Below are 19,312 nucleotides of genomic sequence, written 5' to 3'. Positions count from 1 at the left end.
GTAATCATTTTTATTTTTAAATTCCATAAATAAATATTATTAAAAAGATAAAAAAAAAAGAAAACGAGAAAAGATGATATTAAAGAGATAAAAAAAAAAAGCCTATAGAGAATTATTCTTTATAGGCAATATATATAGGCTAATAATAGCAATTAATTAATTTTGGCGTGTAAATATTACCTTTTTTCGTGTTCTAAGTAGGTGCGCTAACACCTTTACAGTTTCAAATATAGTAAAGGTTTTTAACTTGGCAAACTTCCTGAGGTATATTTTAGCAAGAAAGTTACTCTTTGTCCCTCAATTCTAGGAAAATCACGCTGTGTTATGAAATCATAATTAAAATACGTTTTTCTAAAAACAAACGATTCTATAGGCGTTAATTGATTAAAAATCAATGGTAGCATGTAATAGTAATCTTGATTATTTACAACAGATAAATCGTTAATTATAAAATCGATAATTAAACTATCTTCAGGCATATCTGCATAGAAAATAGTTCCCGTATCATTTTGACCTGTTATATTTTCGATTTCTTCTTTATTCAAATCAAGGTAAAATATATTATATTGACGATTCAAACATAAAAGATAGTTCCCTTCTTTTTTGTTATTCAAATAGGCTTGAATTTGCGCTAAATTTCTAGGTCTTTCGACCTCTGAATCTAAATAGTTTGGATAGTGTCGCATATCTTCTTATTTTATTTAAAAACCCCAAAAAATGGGGTTTAGATTACTTTTTATTTTTTATAAATTTCTTATAAAGCCAAATTACTACTAATATAATCAAAGCAAAAGGTATTAGAGCAATTAAAGTAAGCCCTAATTTGCTTGAAATAAATTTTTTCCAATATTCACTAATTAATTGCATGATGTTTTTTTTTTTGTGTTAATCTCCTTAAAAATCTCTCCGTAATAACTTTCAAACTTCTTAATAACAGAAGCCTTAGTTACTAATCCATTTTTGTCACGATAAGCTGGGTTTTGCTTTGCAATGATATGACGTGATAAGCCTTTTGCTTCAAATACAAAATCCAAAGGCTTATTAATTGCAATAGGGAAGAATGTAACCAGGTATGTATCTATGAAATCTTGCGGTTTACGTTTTATCATTCTGTAAACCTCTTGATAGTATTCTTTAACAACGTCCATTTGTTCTATAAATGACATCTTTTTAAGGTCTGCAAGAAAGTATTTTTTTCCGTTAATGGTTTTATATTCAACTCCTTTTTTATCCCTTGTAAATTGGATTAAACCTACTGAACCAATAGGATTAGTTATACTTGGACTAAATGTCTTTGCAGTTTCAAAATGCATAACTGCAAGTAGCCAGTTTGGTTCAAGCTCTAAATCTTTTGAGACCTCAATTACTTTATTTATTTTCTGTGGGTCTAGTTTCTCCCGAAATATCTCTAATATCATCTTTTGTTGGTATTTTTACGTTTTCTAATCTGTTCGCCGCATAATCAAAAATTTCAATTATTGCGTAGACAAAGGCAGCGATTCCCGCCACCTTTCTCAATATATAAATTGCCTTTTTCATTACATTGAAGTAGGGCGTTTCTTAGGGTCTACTTTGGTAACTTTTACCCAATATTCTACACCCTCTTTATTAGCTCTTGAAGGTTCAACTTTGTAAGTTTTACCTCCTAGTTCAATATATCCAACAGGGAAACCATTTTTATTAGCCTTACAGCCTATTAATTGATAAGGGTTTCCAAATCTATCTGTATTTATTCTACTTGACATTTTCTTATTGTTTTTTAGTTTCTTTTTTCTTCTTAAATAACTGAATAATAGTACCTAAAGCTACTACTACTTGAACCAAAATTTTAATTAAATCCGCTGTCTCTGTTGGACTTGGCAGATGTTGCACCGCCTCAATAGTTCCTATTGAAGCAGTGCCCAATGCTGTTGTTAAAAATTGTGTTTTCATTATCTTCTGTAGCCTCTATTTCTTTTTGGTTTAGCTAACTTGACAATCAAGATTACAACACCTGTTAAAACTCCTAAACCTCCTACAACCCAATACCAACGCTTTTTAAACCATGCTTTAATAGTTGAATCTGCAACAGCAGCGCCAACATTACCCACTTGTGAAGTACCCGCTAAAACTTCACCAGCACCGTTTAATGCACCACCTGCTGCACCTGTTAAAACATCTTTAATGTTTATGTTCTTTTGTGCTTGAACTATTGAGGTAGTTTGTGGGTTAATTTTAATCAAACTATTCATAACCTCTTGATTGGCTGCTAGTTGTTCCGCTGCTAATTGTTTTTCATACTCTCGCTGTTCTTTAGCTGCGTAGTGTGCGCCTTGTAAACCGCCAACAAGTCCTGTAGGGTCTACCATACTACCAACTTTTACCAATGTTTTAAAGTTCAAATTCTTCTTAGCGAATTTGCCTATACCTTTTCCTATTTTTTTGAAAAATCCCATTTTTATAATTATTTCATGATTCCTAAATTCACTAAACTATGGTCGTAACGAAAAAGAAATTGAGGGTTAGACCCGACTTCTTTATCTATTGTAATTCCATTTATCCCCTTTAATGGATATTGTAAAAATGTTGGAAAACTTGGCAATACTTGACCGTTTTGTTTTACATACGCTACAGGGTCGATATCCTGAGAAATTGCTCTAAATTCTCTTAACGAATGCTTAGTAACTTTTCCATTTTCATAGTGTAGCCAAATGTTTTTAATGTTCGAATCGTTGTCTAGTACCATAGTTTCAAAACCAACAGTATTTAAGTACGCATTTGTGTCCGTTGATAATAGTGTCTTATCTTCATACAAATAAATACTGTCATCTTCAAATGGACTTTCTACACCATCAATTACGTATCTTGCACCATCTACTAATTGGTCTAATACTATTGTTAACTGGTCATTGCCTGCTAATGAAATAGCGCCAAGCTCCGCTAGTTCAATAACTGCTACAGTTTTAAATGATTCGACACCGAATGATGAAGGGAAACTTGAAATTGCATCATCTCCGTAAGTAGCAGCAGCAACGAATTTTTTAAGATTCACAAAACCTTTTGTGATTTGCGTTGAATTTTGCCCGTTTCGTTCGATTTCTAATTGTATTCTCTCTGTTGTAAATGCATCTAAGTCGAGATTAGAATACAAAACAATAGATTGAACACCTTTACGTGTGTTTGCAACAATTTTTGTGTTTGTAGTTGTTGCTGTAAAATCTAAAATTTGCATATATTTTAATTTTGTTAAATTGTTAATGCAAATATTTAAATAAAAAAAAAGCACTATTATAAAATGGTGCTTTGTGGCTATTTTTGGCTATTTTTGGCATTATATTTGCAAATACTTACACAAGTGAGAATATGTAACTGCTTTATTTAAGTCATATTCTTTTTTTATATCGTTATAATACCTTTGGGCGGTTCTGATTGAGCATCCTGTAAGTTTAGATATATCTTTAGCCTTTATAATTGTTAGATTTTGCATATATTTTAATTTTAATAGGTTAGAGTAGGGAGGGGGTGCAACCCCTCCTTTTTTAATTAAAAAATCGATAATTGTCCGTTATTTTCAACTATTGGGAAATCCTTGTTTTTAAATTCTAAATAGTCGCCATTTGACAAACGATAACAGTAATTTTTTGATTTCTCACTTTTCATAATCATAGTTGGTGTTAAAGCTTTCTTTTGTGCCTTTTTTGCTTTCATAATTTTATACTTAAAGTTTACATATATGTTAACTGGGGTGGGGGTATCAGTAACCCCCACAATTCAAATTAATTTTGTCTATAATTTTTTTTAAAAAAATACACAGATCAGAAGTAGTTTCTGAACGTTGTTTTTTTGTTAAATTTTGAAATTTTCTGAAATTAATATCCCGGTTAAAATCATAATCAGGTAATTCTTTAGGTTTAATTCCAACAATATAAAGAATTGTACGCTTTGGAGTATAATATCCAAACCAAGACTGATCGATACAAAATGTAAAACCGCCAAATTCATCTATAGTGCCTGGCTTAACGACTTCCTTATCTTTCCACAATTGAGAATCATGTGGATGTTCAACAATTCCACCGTTTTTTCTAACCAGATCAATAGACCAATATCCTAATTCTTTTTCAGAATCAGGTGCGCAGCTTAAACCTCTTAATCTTGAAAATTTTCTACAAGGAGGATGGCAAATAACTGGTTTTGAACCTGAGTATGTTAAAGAATTTCTTTTTTCGTCATAACAATCAAAAAAAGGAAATTTATTATAATTTGATTTAGGATGTACAAAAAGTACTGGAATTAAATTTACCATAAGTTTTGCATTTTTATAAATTGATTAGTAATCGTATTTTGTTCTAACTGTTTTGTTAAATACTCCGTATCAAAAGTTATATCTATTAAATTAAGAATTTGTTTTTTTGACCTTGCTTTTTGAACTTTACAATCAAATAAGGTTAAAGGCTCTTGAAGTGTTAATTTATCTGCACCAAGTTCTACAAGTTTATGCATGTAATAACTAATTATTTTTTCTGTAGGACTTAAATCAGATGAAACTGAAAATTGTTTTTTTTCGTAATAATATTTTAATTGAATATTACAAATAGTAGTTAATTCAATTTGAGTAATTGATAAAATATCCTTTAACGTAGATAATTGATTTTCAATATTTACAAGTTTTTTCTTTCTTAAATTTTGCTTTACTGCATTATTTTTTATAGTAATTTCCTTACGAATTATATTGTCAATTGATAAACCATAACGTAATTGTGGAAAAATATATTTATTGTAAAAATCAGCGGAATTCGTTAACAATTCTTCTGTTTTGTTATAAAATTTACAAAATGGAGAGCCTATTTTTGCAGAATCTCTATTGCTAAATTCGATACCATAATTTTTGTCATTTTTAAAAGTTTCTTTACGTGGATATAATGTAACTTCATGCTGTTTTGAAGCCTTAACCATTTTTTTTAAATATTGTAAACTTTGTTTATATGGTTCAAAATCAAGATTATAATTAATACAAATATCAATATCATTACAAATTGAATTTAAAGCAGTATTCAGGTCAAAACGTATAATTTCACGAGAATTGATATAATCTACAATCATTTGTAAATTATCAATATTAATACCTTCAAAATATCGACCAAATAACATTTTTGATGTTAATGTTAATCTAATTAATTCTGTCGTTTCTTTTTTTATTATATTTGGTGGAAATACGACACGATTAAAACGAAAATTGATACCATTATCTTTTATTAAAATTGGTTTCGGTGGGTTTAAATCTTCTATAATTTCTCCAGTTTCAGGATAATACACCTGATATTCTGAAACTAAACGTTCATCAATAACCTGAATTTTATCTAAAGGAAGATAAATCGTTAACGAATCTATTAACCCAACATTAAAGGGGATTTTATTATAATTCATAACGCACTAATTATCAGAAAATTAGAAAATACGTTTGAACTATAATTTATATTATGTAAAATAGAAAATATTAAACTATGTTAACTCTATTTAGTCATTAATTCGTATGCATAAAAAAAAGCTAGAAACCACTCTAGCTTTTTACTCTAAAAAACAAACTAAATTAAAACATTTCTACTCAAAAAATGTACCGTGAAATACTGTATATCAAACTGTATTAAATTTTCTATAGACTAATCCTGCAATTATTCCTCCAGATAAAGGTGCTAACCAAAAAAGCCATAATTGCTCAAGTGGCCAAATTAAATCTGTAAAAATTGCTTGCGATGTACTTCTAGCAGGATTTACTGATGTATTCGTTATTGGAATGCTAACTAAATGTATTAAGGTTAGCGATAATCCTATTATTAATCCGGATAAATTCGAATTCTTAGTTTTTAATGTAACTCTCAAAAATATAAATACAAAAAAAAATGTCATTATAAATTCTGTTATAAAACATGCTATAACTCCAAATCCTAATGGTGAATGCTTTCCAAAACCATTTGAAGCAAAACTTCCTATTTCCATAAATTCATTATCTGTCACAATTAAGTATAATATTCCAGCTCCTAAAGTTGCTCCTAATAACTGAAAAGCAATATATTTTATTCCTTCATTAATACCTGTTCTCTTGGCTGCAATAGCTCCTATTGTTACTGCTGGATTCAAATGACAACCTAAAACACCTCCAACAGCATAATATATTGTTAAAATGGAAAATCCAAATGCCAATGCAACTCCAACATAACTAATTCCAAATTCAGGAAAAGCTACTGTTATTATTGAACTTCCACAACCCGTAAATATTAACCAAAATGTTCCTATTAACTCAACTATATATCTTTTCATAATTATTCTTAAATACTTTTATTGAGTTAGATTATAAAAAGCATTTATTTTATTTAAACTATTAAACAAATATATCATGAAGTAATAATATATATTGTGGTTAATACACACACGCCATGTAGAACTTTATCTACATAGTATGCATTAAAAATGAAGTATTATTTGTGATAATTTAAGATTTATAGATAATCTTATATATAGAATATATAAGCCCAATTTTAAAAATAAACTATGAATATATTATTCACTATCTCCATATAAGTTAAAAAGTTCAATTAATGAAGGTAAATTATTAATTTCAAGTTTTTGAAAAATTCTATTTTTTAATGTACTAATGGTATTCTGCTTGATATTAAGCATATATGATATTTCTAAATTGCCATATCCTTTAACTAATAAAACGGCAACTTCCATTTCTCTATCTGATAATCCTTCTAGCGGGTTCAATGGCTTTTTTGAAATAAAAGATTCTAAAATTTTATCCTGTATACTTTGTGAAATATGTTTTCCTTTTATAATAATATTATTAATGGCTAATTTAATTTCTTCTTCACTACTTAACTTATTTAAATATCCAGAAGCTCCTGCTTTTATATATCTTAATGCATAAAACTCTTCATCATACGCTGTGAAGATTAACACTTTAGTTTTAGGTTTAATTTTAATTATTTCACTTATTATACTTAGGCTATTTCCTTCTGGAAAACTAATATCTAAAATTAACACATCAACATTTAAATTGGAAACAAGAGAGAATGTTTCGGTAAGATTATTAGCATGATTAACAGTTGCATTTAAAAATAATTCTTTTATAATTATTTCTAAACCTTGTCTAATTATACTATGATCATCTGCTAATAAAAAAAGAAGTTTATCTTGTGTTTTTTCCATGAATTGTTTACTTATTTAAATGAAGATACAGATTAAAATTAACATTTGTTCCTTTATTAACTTCGCTATCTATCATGATTTTTCCATTAAACAATTCTACTATTTCTTTGCAAAGATTTAATCCTAATCCTGCTCCTAAATTTTCCACTTCTTCTGATAGAATTCCTTGATAATATGGATTAAAAATATTTTTTAAATCACTTTTAGATATTCCTATTCCTGTATCTTTTACATCTACAATAAAATCTAATTTATTATCTTTTAACAACTTAACTTGTGTTGTTACTTCAATAATTCCATTATTTGTAAATTTATTTGCATTGCCAATTATATTTAAAAATAATTGATGAATTTTTATATTATCTGTAAATACTGTATAATCATCACTTATATCATTTGTTATTTTAAAATTATTTCCTTTACTTTCAACATAAGGTTTAATTGCATTAAAAATATGATCTAATTCATTTTTTAAATTAAAAGCCTTATGCTTTAATTCTGGTTTTTTATCTTGGTCTTTAGTATATTCTAAAATTTGATTTGCTTGTAATAATAGTGAATTAGAGGTAAATTGTATTGCATTCAAACTTTCCTTAATAGATGAATCTTGAGTCGATTTTATTATTTTATTAGTAAAGATTGTTATAATATTCAATGGTGATCTTAATTCATGACTAAGCATACCTAAAACTCTATTTTTAAAATTTAAGTTTTGTTCAATCTGTAGGTTTGCAGTTTTTAATTTTTCCTCATAATCAAATGCAAATCGGGTTAAATATAATATAGCAATTGAAATTAAAATCATCAATACAACTAATCCTATAACTGAAAAATTTCTAATAGATTTATTAGTAGAATATTGATTTTTAAAGTTATTTTCTAAATCGGAATGAAAATCATTAATAGCTTGCTCATAATTATTTAAAATTGAATTACAATATAATATAAGCTCTAGATTTTTTTTAATAAAAGCACTTTCTCTATCTTTAATAAATAATAAATTCTTTTTAATATTTGAAAATTCATCTAAATAGTAATTATTTGTGTTTTTAAAAGCATTTGCAAGTTGTTCTTCAATATTTCCTTTTGTTACTTTTTTGCCATACTTCATCGTAACAATTACATTTAATTTCTCTTTTTGTACATCAACTTTTCCTGAAATTGCATCACCTAATCTTGAGAAAAGACCTTTACGTGCCACACTGTCAACTAATATATATGATTCAATATCAATACTATTTAAAACATTTTTATAGTTATATTGATTTACAGTTATAAAATCTAAATCATTTTTAGCTGTTGGTATTAATGATTGTGAATTTAAAAGAGAATCTATTTTATATCTTAATTTTTCATCATTAATCTCCGAAGAATTTTGAGTTCTAACATGATTTTTAAAATTAGCGTTAGAATCTGAAAATGATTGGATTGAATCAAAACTATCTATCATTTGCTTTAATGAACTAGTATAATTTTGAAGAGATAAATCTTCTTTTGATATTATAAAATTTTGAAAATTATTTTGCGCATTTATAAATTCTAACTGTGCTAATCTTGAATGCAATTTCATGTTTTTGCTTTTAGCAATTTCATTTTCAATTTTATCTAATTTAGCCTCATTAAAAATTTCATTATAAAAGAAAATAATTAATAAAATTTGAAGAAAAAAAGCGCTTGCCAAAAGTGTATAGTGAACTATTTTTCTATACTTAAAGTCAAGATTTTTAATATTATAAATTTTCAATCTCAAGATATTTTTTATTAAATTATAGAATATAAATTTTAAAACTAACATCTAGTTTTAAAATGCTATTTTATGCTTTTAATAATTTAAATTTTAGGGCTTGATTTAAAATTATTAATATAAAATTGATGCAAAAATATGGATATTTAATGAAACCTCATGTAGGTTTATATCTACAATTATGTAGATATAAATCTACAAAAATTATATCAATTTTTGTACTAAAAATATATATATAATTTTAATTTTTTTTGACTATTTTATAGATTAAAATTGCAATATTTTTTAATTAAAAAATGTTTTGAATAATCTATTTATTTGTAAATTCGTTGTAATTATCATTAATAATGAAGAATCCTATTGCAGAACGTATTTCAGACTTTTTAAAGCGATATCATCCGTTTACAAGTATAAAACATAGTGATTTATTTGAAATTGCTAAGAATATACATGTTCTTTATCTTGAAAAAAATGATTATTTATTTAAAGTAAATGATCAAACTCATGATACTTTCTATGTAGTTGCTTCTGGAGCAATAGGACTTACTATTACATCTGATTCTGATGATATTTTGGTTGACAAATGTGATGAAGGAGATATTTTAGGATTAAGGCCCTTTTTTGCAAAAGATAATTATCTAATGAATGCCAAAGCTAGAGAAGAAAGTATTGTATATTCAATCCCTATTGCTGTTTTTAAGCCAATAGCAATGCAAAATACAAATGTTTTAAATTTTTTGCTTCAAAGTTTTGCTTCAAATACAAGAAATCCATTAGATAAGAATCATAAAGGAAAACTGCTATCCGAAAATGTGATTTATAGTGAAGGAACAAATGAAATTCAATATTATCAACCTATTCATTATACTAAAAATCCAATAATAACAACTTCTACAGACATTGTTAAACATGTTGCTCAAATGATGTCTAGTAGAAAAATTGGTAGTATTCTTGTTCATGAAAATCGTTTACCCATTGGTATTATAACAGATAAAGATTTACGATCAAAAATTGCAACAGGCCTTTTTACAATAGATACTCCTATAAATAAAATTATGTCATCTCCAGTAATAACTGTAGCCGAAAACATTTCAATTGTTGAAGCTCAAATGATGATGTTAAAATATAATATAGGTCATTTATGTGTCACTAAAGACGGAACAACATTATCTGAAATAACAGGTATAATATCAGAGCATGATATTGTTGTAGCACAAGCAAATAATCCTGGAGTATTATTAAAACAAACAAAACGAGCACAAAATACACGTGATTTAAAGATTGTCAGAGAAAAAGTTTCAAATTTAATTCAACATTCTATTGATAAAAACATTCCTATTAAACATATTTGTTCCATTGTTGGAGAAATTAATATTGCTATAACTAAAAGAGCAATTGAACAAGCAATTGAAAAAATAGGTACTCCTCCTCCATCGTCGTTTTCTTGGATTAATATTGGTAGTCAAGGAAGAAAAGAACAATTATTATTATCTGATCAGGATAATGCAATTATTTTTGAAGATGTTAGTGACGAAAGATATGATGAAGTAAAAAAATACTTTTTAGTATTAGGTAAAATAGTCACAAATAAATTAAATAAAATTGGCTATGAATATTGTAAAGATGATATGATGGCTAATAATCCTTTATGGTGTAAATCTTTAACCGATTGGAAAAACCAATTTAAAAGTTGGATATTAAATCCTAGAGAGAAAAAGGCCGTAATAAGCACTGTCTTTTTTGATTATGATTTTGTATATGGAGATGAAAATTTAATTCACGATATAACGGATACTATTTTTGAAAACATTATTGACAATCAATTATTTTTAGCCTATTTAGGAGCTGATGCTTTGAAAAATCCGCCTCCATTAGGTTTTTTTAGGCAATTTTTAGTAGAAAGTGATGGTGAACATAAAGACACTTTTGATATTAAAAGTAGAGCTTTATTACAGCTTATTGATGCTGCTCGAATAATGATTTTAAGTCATGGTATACGAAATATAAATAATACCGCTTCTCGATTTGCTAAATTAGCAGAAATTGAACCTGCAAATGCTAGTATTTATGAGGCTTGCGAAGAAGCGTTCTTAGAATTAATTAAATTTAGAACAGAAGAAGGATTATTATATAATTCAGATGGTAATTATCTTAATTTGAAAGATTTATCAAAACTAGATAAAGTAAAACTCAAAAACTCTTTTCAACCTATAACTCATGTTCAAGAGCTTATAAAAAATAAATTTAAACTCACTTATTTTACTTAATTAGTAATGGAAATTCCTTTTTTTAAAAATATGCTAAAAGATTATCCTAAATTCTGGGAAGAATACCTTTCGCATTTTGAAAATAAGCAAGATTTAAATAGATATGTTATTTTTGATTTAGAAATTACAGGTTTAGATATAGAAAATGATAGAATTTTATCTATAAGTGCAATTGGAGCTAATGAAAATACTGTACTAATAAGCGATTTTATAGAATTGTTTATAGAACAAAGTATTTTTAATCCTGAAAGTGTTCCATATCATGGTATTTTAAAAGAAGGTAAAGAAGAAAAAGTAGTTGAAGCTGAAGCTATTATTCAATTTTTAAGTTTTATCAAAAATGCAACACTCGTTGGTCATAATATTGATTCTGATATAGAAATGATAAATCATGCTCTTGGCAGATTAAATGTTGGAAAGCTTAAAAATCAATACATGGATATAAATATCATGTATCAAAAATTAAAAGGTTTACCTGAAAATCATTATACTTCACTTGATGAACTATGTGATATCTATAAAATTAGAAAAACAGAAAGACACACTTCTAGTGGAGATAGCTATATAATGTCTTTGATTTTTTTAAAATTGAAAAGAAAATTAGGTATCTAAATATTTTAAAAATTGTATAAAAAAAAATGGATGTGTATTTAACACATCCATTTTTTATGTTTATTCTTTTTGTTAATTATCTTAATACAAAACTTGTTTTAGATACATTTTCTCCATTAGGACTAAATATATTTACAAAATAAGTTCCTGCTTCAAAGTTTTCACCTGCAAGTTCTTGATTCACTTGAACAGATTTATTTTCATATTTTACAGTTGAAACAAAACTATATGTTAATGATTGTCCTTCAGTTCCCATATCAATAGTTGTTTTTTCTCCTAAAATATTATTTTTACTATCAATTATTTGAACGTAATATTTTCTATCTCCAGACTGAGCAATTTGGTTTTCAGCAATTAAGAAACTAACTTTTAATTTATTAGCTCTACTTGCTTTACTTGTTTCAACTTGTTTTCCTGAACTTCTTTCTTTTAATGCTAAAACATTTAAATTTAAAACTGCAAGTTTAGAAGCTTTTTCAATAGTTTTAGTCAAGTTATTGTTTTGAACTAAAAGAGTGTCTGTGAATTTTCTTGACTCATCTAAAGCAGTACTTGTACTGTCTAAGCTAGATGTTAAAGAAACATTTTGTTCTTTTAATAACTTATTTTCTGCAACAAGATTATCCATTTCTCTTTTTAAACGAAAATATTCATTTTTATATCTAGTCATGGCAGCTACATCACCTTTAGATTTTTCTAACTCATCTAAAAGTTTTGTCATTTCTTCTTTTTGAGCATCAATATCCCCTTTTAAAGCTGTATTTTCACTAGACATGCTTTCTAACTCAGCAATTCTAGATCTAATATCATCTTCTAATGATGCTTTTTCTGTTGTTAATAATGTTAACTGTTCTTTATTATCTGAGGATAATTTATAGATATAACCTATACTTCCCAATAATAATAATGCTAATACAACGATTGCTGCTTTTAAACCTGAATTATTTCCCTTATTTTCCATAAATGTTTGTTTACTTTTTTAATTTATTTTAACAAATGTACAATTTCTAAAGTATTTTACAATGTAACAACGAAAGTTATTTTAAAATAGTATTTTTGGAGTGAAATTTTTTAAGAAATGGAAAACATTAAATTATTAACTATTAAAGATTTGGCTGAAATTACAAACCATAGAAGTGGTGAAGTAAAGTTTGGAGAGAAGGTATTAACAGTTCCAGTAGGTGAAAATGCTATTAACTTTATGACTTCATGTGATGCCAATTTTGTTATTTTTGGTATTCCAGAAGATATTGGTGTTAAAGCAAATTTAGGAAGAGCTGGTACGGCTTCTGCTTATGAAAGCGCATTAAAAAGTCTTGTAAATATTCAACATAATAAGTTTTGTAAAGGAACTAACTTATTAATATTAGGTCAACTCGATGTCATTAAAGAAATGAATGAAGCAAGAGAGTTGAAACCATCTATTAAAGATCACAAAAAAAGACTTTTCCAAATTGTTGAAAAAATTGATAAAGAAGTATCTCACATAATTCATCAAATAATTAAAGCGGGAAAAACACCTATAATTATTGGTGGTGGACATAATAATGCTTACGGAAATATAAAAGGATTAGCTCTTGCAAAAGGAAAACCTGTAAATGCTATAAATTTTGATGCGCATACCGATTTTAGAATTTTAGAGGGAAGACATTCTGGAAATGGCTTTAGTTATGCTTTTGAAGAAGGATTTTTAAAAAAATATTTTGTTTTTGGTTTGCATGAAAATTTTGTATCAAAAAGCGTCTTTAATACCTTAAAAGAGTTAGATTCTAGAGTAAAATATGTATCTTACGAAGAAATTGAGGTTAGAAAACAAAAAACTTTTTCTTCACAATTAGAAGAAGCATTCCAATTTATAAAACAAGATCCATACGGAATAGAGTTAGATTTAGATGCTATTCCAAATATTTATTCAAGTGCTATGACATTAAGTGGTTTTAGTGTTCAACAAGCTCGTGAGTATGTTCATTTTTTTGGAAAGCATAAAAACGCTTCATACTTACATATATGCGAAGGTGCTCCTGAATTAGATTTAACAAACAACAGCCATTTAACTGGCAAATTAATTGCTTATTTAATAACCGATTTTATTAAAAGCAAAACATTATAATTTAAAAAATCATCTGAAACAGATAATTATGACATTTAAAGATCTACATTTAATTAGCAATATACAAGAAGCTCTAAAAGAAGAAGGATATGAAAACCCAACACCTATTCAAGAGCAAGCTATTCCTGAAATATTAGCAGAACAAGATTTAGTTGCTTGTGCGCAAACAGGAACAGGAAAAACAGCCGCTTTTGCGATACCAATTATACAGTTAATACACAAAATTGTTGGTTCAGCAAAAAAAGTAAAAAGAATTAGAACTTTAGTTATTACACCTACTCGTGAATTAGCTATACAAATAGGAGAAAGTTTTAATACTTATGGAAAATATACTAATATAAAGTCTTTAGTTATTTTTGGTGGTGTTAATCAAATTCCTCAAGTTGATCAATTAAAAAAAGGTGTAGATATTTTAATAGCTACTCCAGGAAGATTATTAGATTTATACAAGCAAGGATTTATAGATTTAAATCACATGCATCAATTAGTTTTAGATGAAGCAGATCAAATGCTCGATATGGGATTTATTAATGATGTAAAAAAGATAATTAAACTTACTCCTGATAATAGACAAACATTATTATTTTCTGCAACAATGCCTTTTGCAATAAGAGAATTAGCAGATAGTTTTTTAACTAATCCTAAGTATGTTTCAGTAGCTCCAATTTCTAGTACAGCAGAAAATGTTAGTCAAAAAGTATATTTTGTTGATAAATCTGATAAAAGAAACTTACTCTATCATTTAATTAGAAATGATGGAATTAAAAACGTGTTAGTATTTACAAGAACAAAGCATGGTGCTGACAATGTTGTTAAAGCTTTAAAAAAGAACGGTGTTGAATCTGGAGCTATTCATGGAGATAAATCTCAAAATGCAAGACAACGTGTTTTAGAAAGCTTTAAAAATCAAGAAATTCCTGTTTTAGTTGCTACAGATATTGCGGCTCGTGGAATTGATATTGAAAATTTACCTTTTGTAATTAACTTTGATATTCCAAATATATCTGAAACTTATGTTCATAGAATTGGACGAACAGGAAGAGCTGGAAACTCTGGTTTAGCCATTTCTTTTTGTGGAAAAGATGAAAAAGCATATTGGCAAGATATTGAAAAGCTAATTAGAATGAAAATCAAAGTGGTTGAAGATCATCCATATCCTTGGAAAGAAGAAGAAAAAAAGGAAGGTCAGAAACCTGATTTGAGAAATAAAAATAAATCTTCTAATAATAAATCTAGAAAATCAGATAATTCTAAAAAGAACAAGAAACGTTGGTATTAAAATACTAATTTATTTTGATCTAATATTTATATTTAATTTTATCATTTGAAATAATTGCTTTGCATCAAAGGGTTTTGCAATGATATCGTTTATACCTGAACTTTTTGCTTTTTCTTCAACTTCTTCTTTTTCAAAAGCAGTTACAGCAATTATAGGTAATGTATACCCTTTTTGTCTGATGAGTTTTGTAGTTTCAAATCCATTAATTTTTGGCATATTAATATCCATTAATATAATGTCAAATTTTTGATGCTCTAATAATTCTAATGCTACAAAGCCATCTTCAGCAATTTGACAAGCTAGTTTATAATTTTCAAGTAGTTTTTTTGTTACAATTTGATTGATTTTATTGTCTTCAACAATTAAAACATTATAAATCTTAGGTTGGCTTAAATCAACATTAATATTTTTTATGAATTCATTTTTCTCTTTTTCACCAGATTCAAATGGAATTGTGAATGTAAATGTAGTTCCTATATTTTCTTCACTTTCTAATTTTATTTCTCCTTTAAATAAGTCTATAAGTCTTTTAACAATCGTAAGTCCTAAACCTGTTCCTTGATAATCATCTTCTCTCCTATCAATTTGAACAAATTTTTCAAAAACTTTATCTTGATACTTTTTAGGAATTCCTATACCTGTATCAATTACTTTAAATTCAATATAAAATACATCTTTAACAACTTTAGCTAATTGAGCCTTAATTTCTATTTTTCCATTATTTGTAAACTTTAAAGAATTACTCATTAAGTTTATAATAATTTGTGATAATCTTATACTATCTCCTATTATATATTCAGGTATTTTTTCATCTACACTAATTATAATTTTATTATTGTGTTTTAATGCAATATTATTAATTGAATCTTTAATTGTCTCTAATCTATCTTGTAAGTGAAATAAATTATTTTCTAAAAAAACTTGATTTTCTTCAAACTTGTAAACCTTTAAAATATCATTTACAAGCGACAATAAATATTTTGCAGAAAATTTTAATGCTCTTAAATGTTGGCTGTTTTCTAATTCTTTATGCTCTAGTTCGATTATATCGGTAATACCAATAACTCCATATAAAGGTGTTCTTAATTCATGGCTTACAGTTGATACAAACTGAGATTTTAATTTTGAAGCTTCTTCTGCTTTTTCTTTAGCAATTTTTAATTCTTCATTTGCTTTTTTAAGTTCAATATTTGATTTTGTTCGAATCTTATTAATCTTAAATTGTGAGTATAAAATGATTAATGTAGCTAAAAAAATTAAACAGATAAGAATTATAAAAATTTTAATATTTAGAAGTTTTTGATCTTGAATTTTTTTCTCTGCTTCTACTTTTAATAATTCTCTTTCTATTTCTTCCTGCTCTATTTGCTGACCTAAAAGTTTAACTTTTCTGTTTTTACTATCATCATAATTTACTTCTTTTAATGAATCAGAAATATTTAAATAATAATAGGCTTTTTCATACTGTTTCAGTTTAGAATAAAAATCTGAAAGACTTTCATTTATGTCAATTTCATGTTGAATGTAAAAATCTTTAGGTTTTGGTGAACAAATACTCAATGCCTTTAAATAATTTTGTTCTGCAAGTTTTAAATTATTTTTCTCCAAATAATAATCTGCATTTAAACTATAATATAAAAATTGTGCTTCATACTCTTTTTTCAAAGGAGTAATATCTAATTTTATACTATTTAAATATTTTTTTCCTTTTTCAAACTCATTAATTTCAAAATAAGTACCTGCAATATTAATTTTATTATAGGTCAGTTCAACAATACTAACTTTTTTAGCATATTTTAATGATAATAAATAATATTTAATAGCCTTTTCATATTCGTTCTTATTGTAAGAATATAAATTTCCTAAATTATTATATATCCAACTTTTTATAGTATCATTTTTTGTTTTATTAGCATAAAAAATACCTTTTTTGAAATATTCAATCGCTTTTTCATAATCACTATGTTCTACAATATTTAAGCCTATATAATTATATGATTTAGCTATTGATACGTTATCTTCAATATTTATAGCAAGTGCAAGTGCTTTTTTAGCATTTTGCAATGATAAATCCGTTTCTAATGTATTTAATTGTTTTCCAGCAGTTTGTAAGAGTTTGTGAATTTCTTTATTTGAAGAGATTGTATCTTGAGAAAAAACTACAATTGAAAAAACTAAACTGAAGAATATAAGTATAGTTTTTAAATAGTTTTTCATTTGAGAAGATTTTTAAGATACTTAACTGCTTATTTTTTATTTAAATATAATAAATATCATACTAATATCTATATTCAAAAATAAAAAAACCATCAATTACTGTTTAAATAACTAGATTGATGGCTTTTTTTATCATTTTAAATATTAGTTTCGTATTAACTTTTTATACTTAATTCTTGTAGGTGTAACTTCTTTACCTAGTCGCTTTTTCTTATTTTCTTCATAATCAGAAAAACTTCCTTCGAAATAATATACTTGTGATTCTCCTTCAAAAGCTAAAATATGTGTACATACTCTATCTAAAAACCATCTATCGTGAGAGATTATTACAGCACAACCAGCAAAATTTTCTAAACCTTCTTCTAAAGCTCTTAAAGTATTAATGTCCAAATCATTTGTTGGCTCATCTAATAATAAAACATTACCTTCTTCTTTTAGTGTCATGGCTAAATGTAAACGATTTCGTTCACCTCCAGAAAGTGTTGCTACTTTTTTATTTTGATCACTTCCTCCGAAATTAAAACGTGATAAGTAAGCTCTAGAGTTCACTTGTCTTCCTCCCATCATCATTAATTCTTGTCCATCACAAAAGTTTTCATAAATTGATTTATCTGGGTCAATATCGGAATGTGATTGATCTACGTAAGCAATTTTAACTGTATCCCCAATTAAAAATTCTCCTCCATCTGGTTGTTGTTCTCCCATAATCATTTTAAAAATAGTAGATTTACCAGCTCCATTTGGACCTATGATTCCAACAATTCCAGCTTGAGGAAGTGTAAAATTTAAATCATCATACAATAATTTATCTCCAAATGCTTTAGCTACATTTTTTGCTTCTATTACATTTGTTCCTAAACGAGGTCCATTTGGTATGTAAATTTCTAATTTCTCATCTAATACTTTTTGATCTTCATTTAAAAGTTTGTCATAGTTTTGAAGACGAGCTTTTTGTTTTGTTTGTCTTCCTTTTGCACCTTGTCGAACCCAATCTAATTCTCGTTCTAGTGTTTTTCTACGTTTTGAAGCTGTTTTTTCTTCTTGTTCCATTCTTTTTGATTTTTGATCTAACCAAGAAGAATAGTTTCCTTTCCATGGAATACCTTCACCTCTATCTAATTCCAATATCCATCCAGCAACATTATCTAAGAAATATCTATCGTGAGTTACTGCAATTACTGTTCCTGCATATTGTTGTAAATGTTGCTCTAACCAAAGTACTGATTCTGCATCTAAGTGGTTAGTTGGCTCATCTAATAGTAATACATCTGGTTGTTGTAATAACAGCCTACATAAAGCCACACGACGTTTTTCTCCTCCTGAAAGAACACTAATTGGTGTATCACTATCAGGTGTTCGAAGCGCATCCATTGCTACTTCTAGTTTATTATCAATTTCCCATGCTCCTGCTGCATCAATCTTATCTTGTAGTTCTGCTTGACGATCCATAAGCTTCTGCATTTTATCAGCATCTTCATAAACTTCTGGTAAGCCAAAACTATCATTAATTTTATTAAATTCATCTAAAAGCGCATAAATTTCTGCGGCTCCTTCTCTAACAATCTCAATTACTGTTTTTGTTTCATCTAATTGTGGTTCTTGTTCTAAATAACCAACAGTATAGTTTGGAGCAAATACAACATCTCCTTGATAATTTTTATCTAAACCTGCTATAATTTTTAATAACGAAGATTTTCCAGATCCATTTAGACCAAGAATACCTATTTTAGCTCCATAAAAAAAGCTTAAATAAATATCTTTTAAAACTTGTTTATTAGTACTAGAGTAAATTTTGTTTACTTTAGACATTGAAAAAATCACTTTTTTATCGTCTGACATTGTTTTTTTATTAATTTAAAATATTAATATGAGTGTTCTTTTAAATTAAGATATTTAAT

Annotated in this window: 19 protein-coding genes; 4 read left to right on the top strand and 15 right to left on the bottom strand. The window is 26.8% G+C overall.

Going from position 1 to position 19,312, the window contains the following annotated elements:
• Positions 1-242: 242 nt before the first annotated feature.
• The 12 genes from LXD69_RS14435 to LXD69_RS14380 form a co-directional block, all read right to left on the bottom strand.
• Complete coding sequence (locus tag LXD69_RS14435; protein ID WP_246915913.1) at positions 243-686, bottom strand: hypothetical protein; 444 nt, start codon at positions 684-686, stop codon at positions 243-245.
• 171 nt (positions 687-857) lie between these two features.
• The gene (locus LXD69_RS14430; RefSeq protein ID WP_246915912.1) at positions 858-1,418 is read right to left on the bottom strand and encodes a hypothetical protein; all 561 of its coding nucleotides are present in this window, start codon (positions 1,416-1,418) and stop codon (positions 858-860) included.
• Between the two features lie 120 nt (positions 1,419-1,538).
• Complete coding sequence (locus LXD69_RS14425; protein WP_246915911.1) at positions 1,539-1,745, bottom strand: hypothetical protein; 207 nt, start codon at positions 1,743-1,745, stop codon at positions 1,539-1,541.
• A gap of 4 nt (positions 1,746-1,749) precedes the next feature.
• Positions 1,750-1,932 carry a hypothetical protein gene (locus LXD69_RS14420; protein ID WP_246915910.1) on the bottom strand — a complete coding sequence of 61 codons (183 nt, stop codon included), beginning with the start codon at positions 1,930-1,932 and terminating at the stop codon, positions 1,750-1,752.
• Positions 1,932-2,435 carry a hypothetical protein gene (locus tag LXD69_RS14415; RefSeq protein WP_246915909.1) on the bottom strand — a complete coding sequence of 168 codons (504 nt, stop codon included), beginning with the start codon at positions 2,433-2,435 and terminating at the stop codon, positions 1,932-1,934. Before LXD69_RS14415 ends, LXD69_RS14420 begins: the two co-directional genes overlap by 1 nt.
• A gap of 8 nt (positions 2,436-2,443) precedes the next feature.
• On the bottom strand, positions 2,444-3,211 hold the full coding sequence (locus LXD69_RS14410) for a hypothetical protein (protein WP_246915908.1): 768 nt from the start codon (positions 3,209-3,211) through the stop codon (positions 2,444-2,446).
• Between the two features lie 311 nt (positions 3,212-3,522).
• A complete protein-coding gene (locus LXD69_RS14405; protein WP_246915907.1) occupies positions 3,523-3,687 on the bottom strand; it encodes a hypothetical protein in 165 nt (54 codons plus the stop codon).
• 46 nt (positions 3,688-3,733) lie between these two features.
• Entirely contained in the window at positions 3,734-4,282 is a 549-nt protein-coding gene (locus LXD69_RS14400; RefSeq protein WP_246915906.1) for a hypothetical protein, read from the bottom strand.
• Entirely contained in the window at positions 4,276-5,403 is a 1,128-nt protein-coding gene (locus tag LXD69_RS14395; RefSeq protein ID WP_246915905.1) for a hypothetical protein, read from the bottom strand. Before LXD69_RS14395 ends, LXD69_RS14400 begins: the two co-directional genes overlap by 7 nt.
• 207 nt (positions 5,404-5,610) lie before the next feature.
• Positions 5,611-6,294: an aquaporin Z gene (aqpZ, locus tag LXD69_RS14390; RefSeq protein ID WP_045967353.1), complete on the bottom strand. Its 684-nt coding sequence runs from the start codon at positions 6,292-6,294 to the stop codon at positions 5,611-5,613.
• A gap of 240 nt (positions 6,295-6,534) precedes the next feature.
• Positions 6,535-7,185 carry a response regulator transcription factor gene (locus LXD69_RS14385; protein ID WP_246915904.1) on the bottom strand — a complete coding sequence of 217 codons (651 nt, stop codon included), beginning with the start codon at positions 7,183-7,185 and terminating at the stop codon, positions 6,535-6,537.
• A 7-nt stretch (positions 7,186-7,192) separates the two neighbouring features.
• Positions 7,193-8,929, bottom strand: a complete 1,737-nt coding sequence (locus LXD69_RS14380) for a sensor histidine kinase (RefSeq protein WP_246915903.1) — start codon at positions 8,927-8,929, stop codon at positions 7,193-7,195.
• A gap of 347 nt (positions 8,930-9,276) precedes the next feature.
• Between LXD69_RS14380 and LXD69_RS14375 the strand changes: the two genes are divergently transcribed.
• Together LXD69_RS14375 and LXD69_RS14370 are read left to right on the top strand one after the other, a co-directional pair.
• Positions 9,277-11,196, top strand: a complete 1,920-nt coding sequence (locus LXD69_RS14375) for a DUF294 nucleotidyltransferase-like domain-containing protein (RefSeq protein ID WP_045967355.1) — start codon at positions 9,277-9,279, stop codon at positions 11,194-11,196.
• 30 nt (positions 11,197-11,226) lie between these two features.
• The gene (locus LXD69_RS14370; protein ID WP_246915902.1) at positions 11,227-11,808 is read left to right on the top strand and encodes a 3'-5' exonuclease; all 582 of its coding nucleotides are present in this window, start codon (positions 11,227-11,229) and stop codon (positions 11,806-11,808) included.
• Between the two features lie 76 nt (positions 11,809-11,884).
• Here the strand turns inward: LXD69_RS14370 and LXD69_RS14365 are convergent, their stop codons facing one another.
• Positions 11,885-12,769 carry a hypothetical protein gene (locus LXD69_RS14365; RefSeq protein WP_045967357.1) on the bottom strand — a complete coding sequence of 295 codons (885 nt, stop codon included), beginning with the start codon at positions 12,767-12,769 and terminating at the stop codon, positions 11,885-11,887.
• A 117-nt stretch (positions 12,770-12,886) separates the two neighbouring features.
• Between LXD69_RS14365 and LXD69_RS14360 the strand changes: the two genes are divergently transcribed.
• Entirely contained in the window at positions 12,887-13,918 is a 1,032-nt protein-coding gene (locus tag LXD69_RS14360) for a formimidoylglutamase (protein WP_246915901.1), read from the top strand.
• Between the two features lie 28 nt (positions 13,919-13,946).
• A complete protein-coding gene (locus LXD69_RS14355; protein WP_246915900.1) occupies positions 13,947-15,197 on the top strand; it encodes a DEAD/DEAH box helicase in 1,251 nt (416 codons plus the stop codon).
• Between the two features lie 9 nt (positions 15,198-15,206).
• Here LXD69_RS14355 and LXD69_RS14350 read toward each other — a convergent pair whose 3' ends face one another.
• Together LXD69_RS14350 and ettA are read right to left on the bottom strand one after the other, a co-directional pair.
• Complete coding sequence (locus LXD69_RS14350) at positions 15,207-17,414, bottom strand: tetratricopeptide repeat-containing hybrid sensor histidine kinase/response regulator (RefSeq protein ID WP_246915899.1); 2,208 nt, start codon at positions 17,412-17,414, stop codon at positions 15,207-15,209.
• Positions 17,415-17,558: 144 nt separating this feature from the next.
• Complete coding sequence (gene ettA / locus LXD69_RS14345) at positions 17,559-19,253, bottom strand: energy-dependent translational throttle protein EttA (protein ID WP_246915898.1); 1,695 nt, start codon at positions 19,251-19,253, stop codon at positions 17,559-17,561.
• Positions 19,254-19,312: the final 59 nt, after the last annotated feature.

This window comes from Flavobacterium sediminilitoris (genome assembly GCF_023008245.1).
In the GTDB taxonomy this organism is placed as follows: Bacteria; Bacteroidota; Bacteroidia; order Flavobacteriales; family Flavobacteriaceae; genus Flavobacterium; species Flavobacterium sediminilitoris.
This window is presented reverse-complemented; position numbering and strand designations above follow the sequence as displayed.

What these genes read in the sequence shown, in the direction of transcription:
- LXD69_RS14355 (WP_246915900.1), top strand. Translation starts at nt 13,947, where the DNA reads ATGACATTTAAAGATCTACATTTAATTAGCAATATACAAGAAGCTCTA.
- LXD69_RS14360 (WP_246915901.1), top strand. Translation starts at nt 12,887, where the DNA reads ATGGAAAACATTAAATTATTAACTATTAAAGATTTGGCTGAAATTACA.
- LXD69_RS14375 (WP_045967355.1), top strand. Translation starts at nt 9,277, where the DNA reads ATGAAGAATCCTATTGCAGAACGTATTTCAGACTTTTTAAAGCGATAT.
- aqpZ (WP_045967353.1), bottom strand. Translation starts at nt 6,294, where the DNA reads ATGAAAAGATATATAGTTGAGTTAATAGGAACATTTTGGTTAATATTT.
- LXD69_RS14395 (WP_246915905.1), bottom strand. Translation starts at nt 5,403, where the DNA reads ATGAATTATAATAAAATCCCCTTTAATGTTGGGTTAATAGATTCGTTA.
- LXD69_RS14435 (WP_246915913.1), bottom strand. Translation starts at nt 686, where the DNA reads ATGCGACACTATCCAAACTATTTAGATTCAGAGGTCGAAAGACCTAGA.
- LXD69_RS14365 (WP_045967357.1), bottom strand. Translation starts at nt 12,769, where the DNA reads ATGGAAAATAAGGGAAATAATTCAGGTTTAAAAGCAGCAATCGTTGTA.
- LXD69_RS14425 (WP_246915911.1), bottom strand. Translation starts at nt 1,745, where the DNA reads ATGTCAAGTAGAATAAATACAGATAGATTTGGAAACCCTTATCAATTA.
- LXD69_RS14410 (WP_246915908.1), bottom strand. Translation starts at nt 3,211, where the DNA reads ATGCAAATTTTAGATTTTACAGCAACAACTACAAACACAAAAATTGTT.
- LXD69_RS14350 (WP_246915899.1), bottom strand. Translation starts at nt 17,414, where the DNA reads ATGAAAAACTATTTAAAAACTATACTTATATTCTTCAGTTTAGTTTTT.
- ettA (WP_246915898.1), bottom strand. Translation starts at nt 19,253, where the DNA reads ATGTCAGACGATAAAAAAGTGATTTTTTCAATGTCTAAAGTAAACAAA.
- LXD69_RS14415 (WP_246915909.1), bottom strand. Translation starts at nt 2,435, where the DNA reads ATGGGATTTTTCAAAAAAATAGGAAAAGGTATAGGCAAATTCGCTAAG.
- LXD69_RS14370 (WP_246915902.1), top strand. Translation starts at nt 11,227, where the DNA reads ATGCTAAAAGATTATCCTAAATTCTGGGAAGAATACCTTTCGCATTTT.
- LXD69_RS14400 (WP_246915906.1), bottom strand. Translation starts at nt 4,282, where the DNA reads ATGGTAAATTTAATTCCAGTACTTTTTGTACATCCTAAATCAAATTAT.
- LXD69_RS14385 (WP_246915904.1), bottom strand. Translation starts at nt 7,185, where the DNA reads ATGGAAAAAACACAAGATAAACTTCTTTTTTTATTAGCAGATGATCAT.
- LXD69_RS14430 (WP_246915912.1), bottom strand. Translation starts at nt 1,418, where the DNA reads ATGATATTAGAGATATTTCGGGAGAAACTAGACCCACAGAAAATAAAT.
- LXD69_RS14405 (WP_246915907.1), bottom strand. Translation starts at nt 3,687, where the DNA reads ATGAAAGCAAAAAAGGCACAAAAGAAAGCTTTAACACCAACTATGATT.
- LXD69_RS14420 (WP_246915910.1), bottom strand. Translation starts at nt 1,932, where the DNA reads ATGAAAACACAATTTTTAACAACAGCATTGGGCACTGCTTCAATAGGA.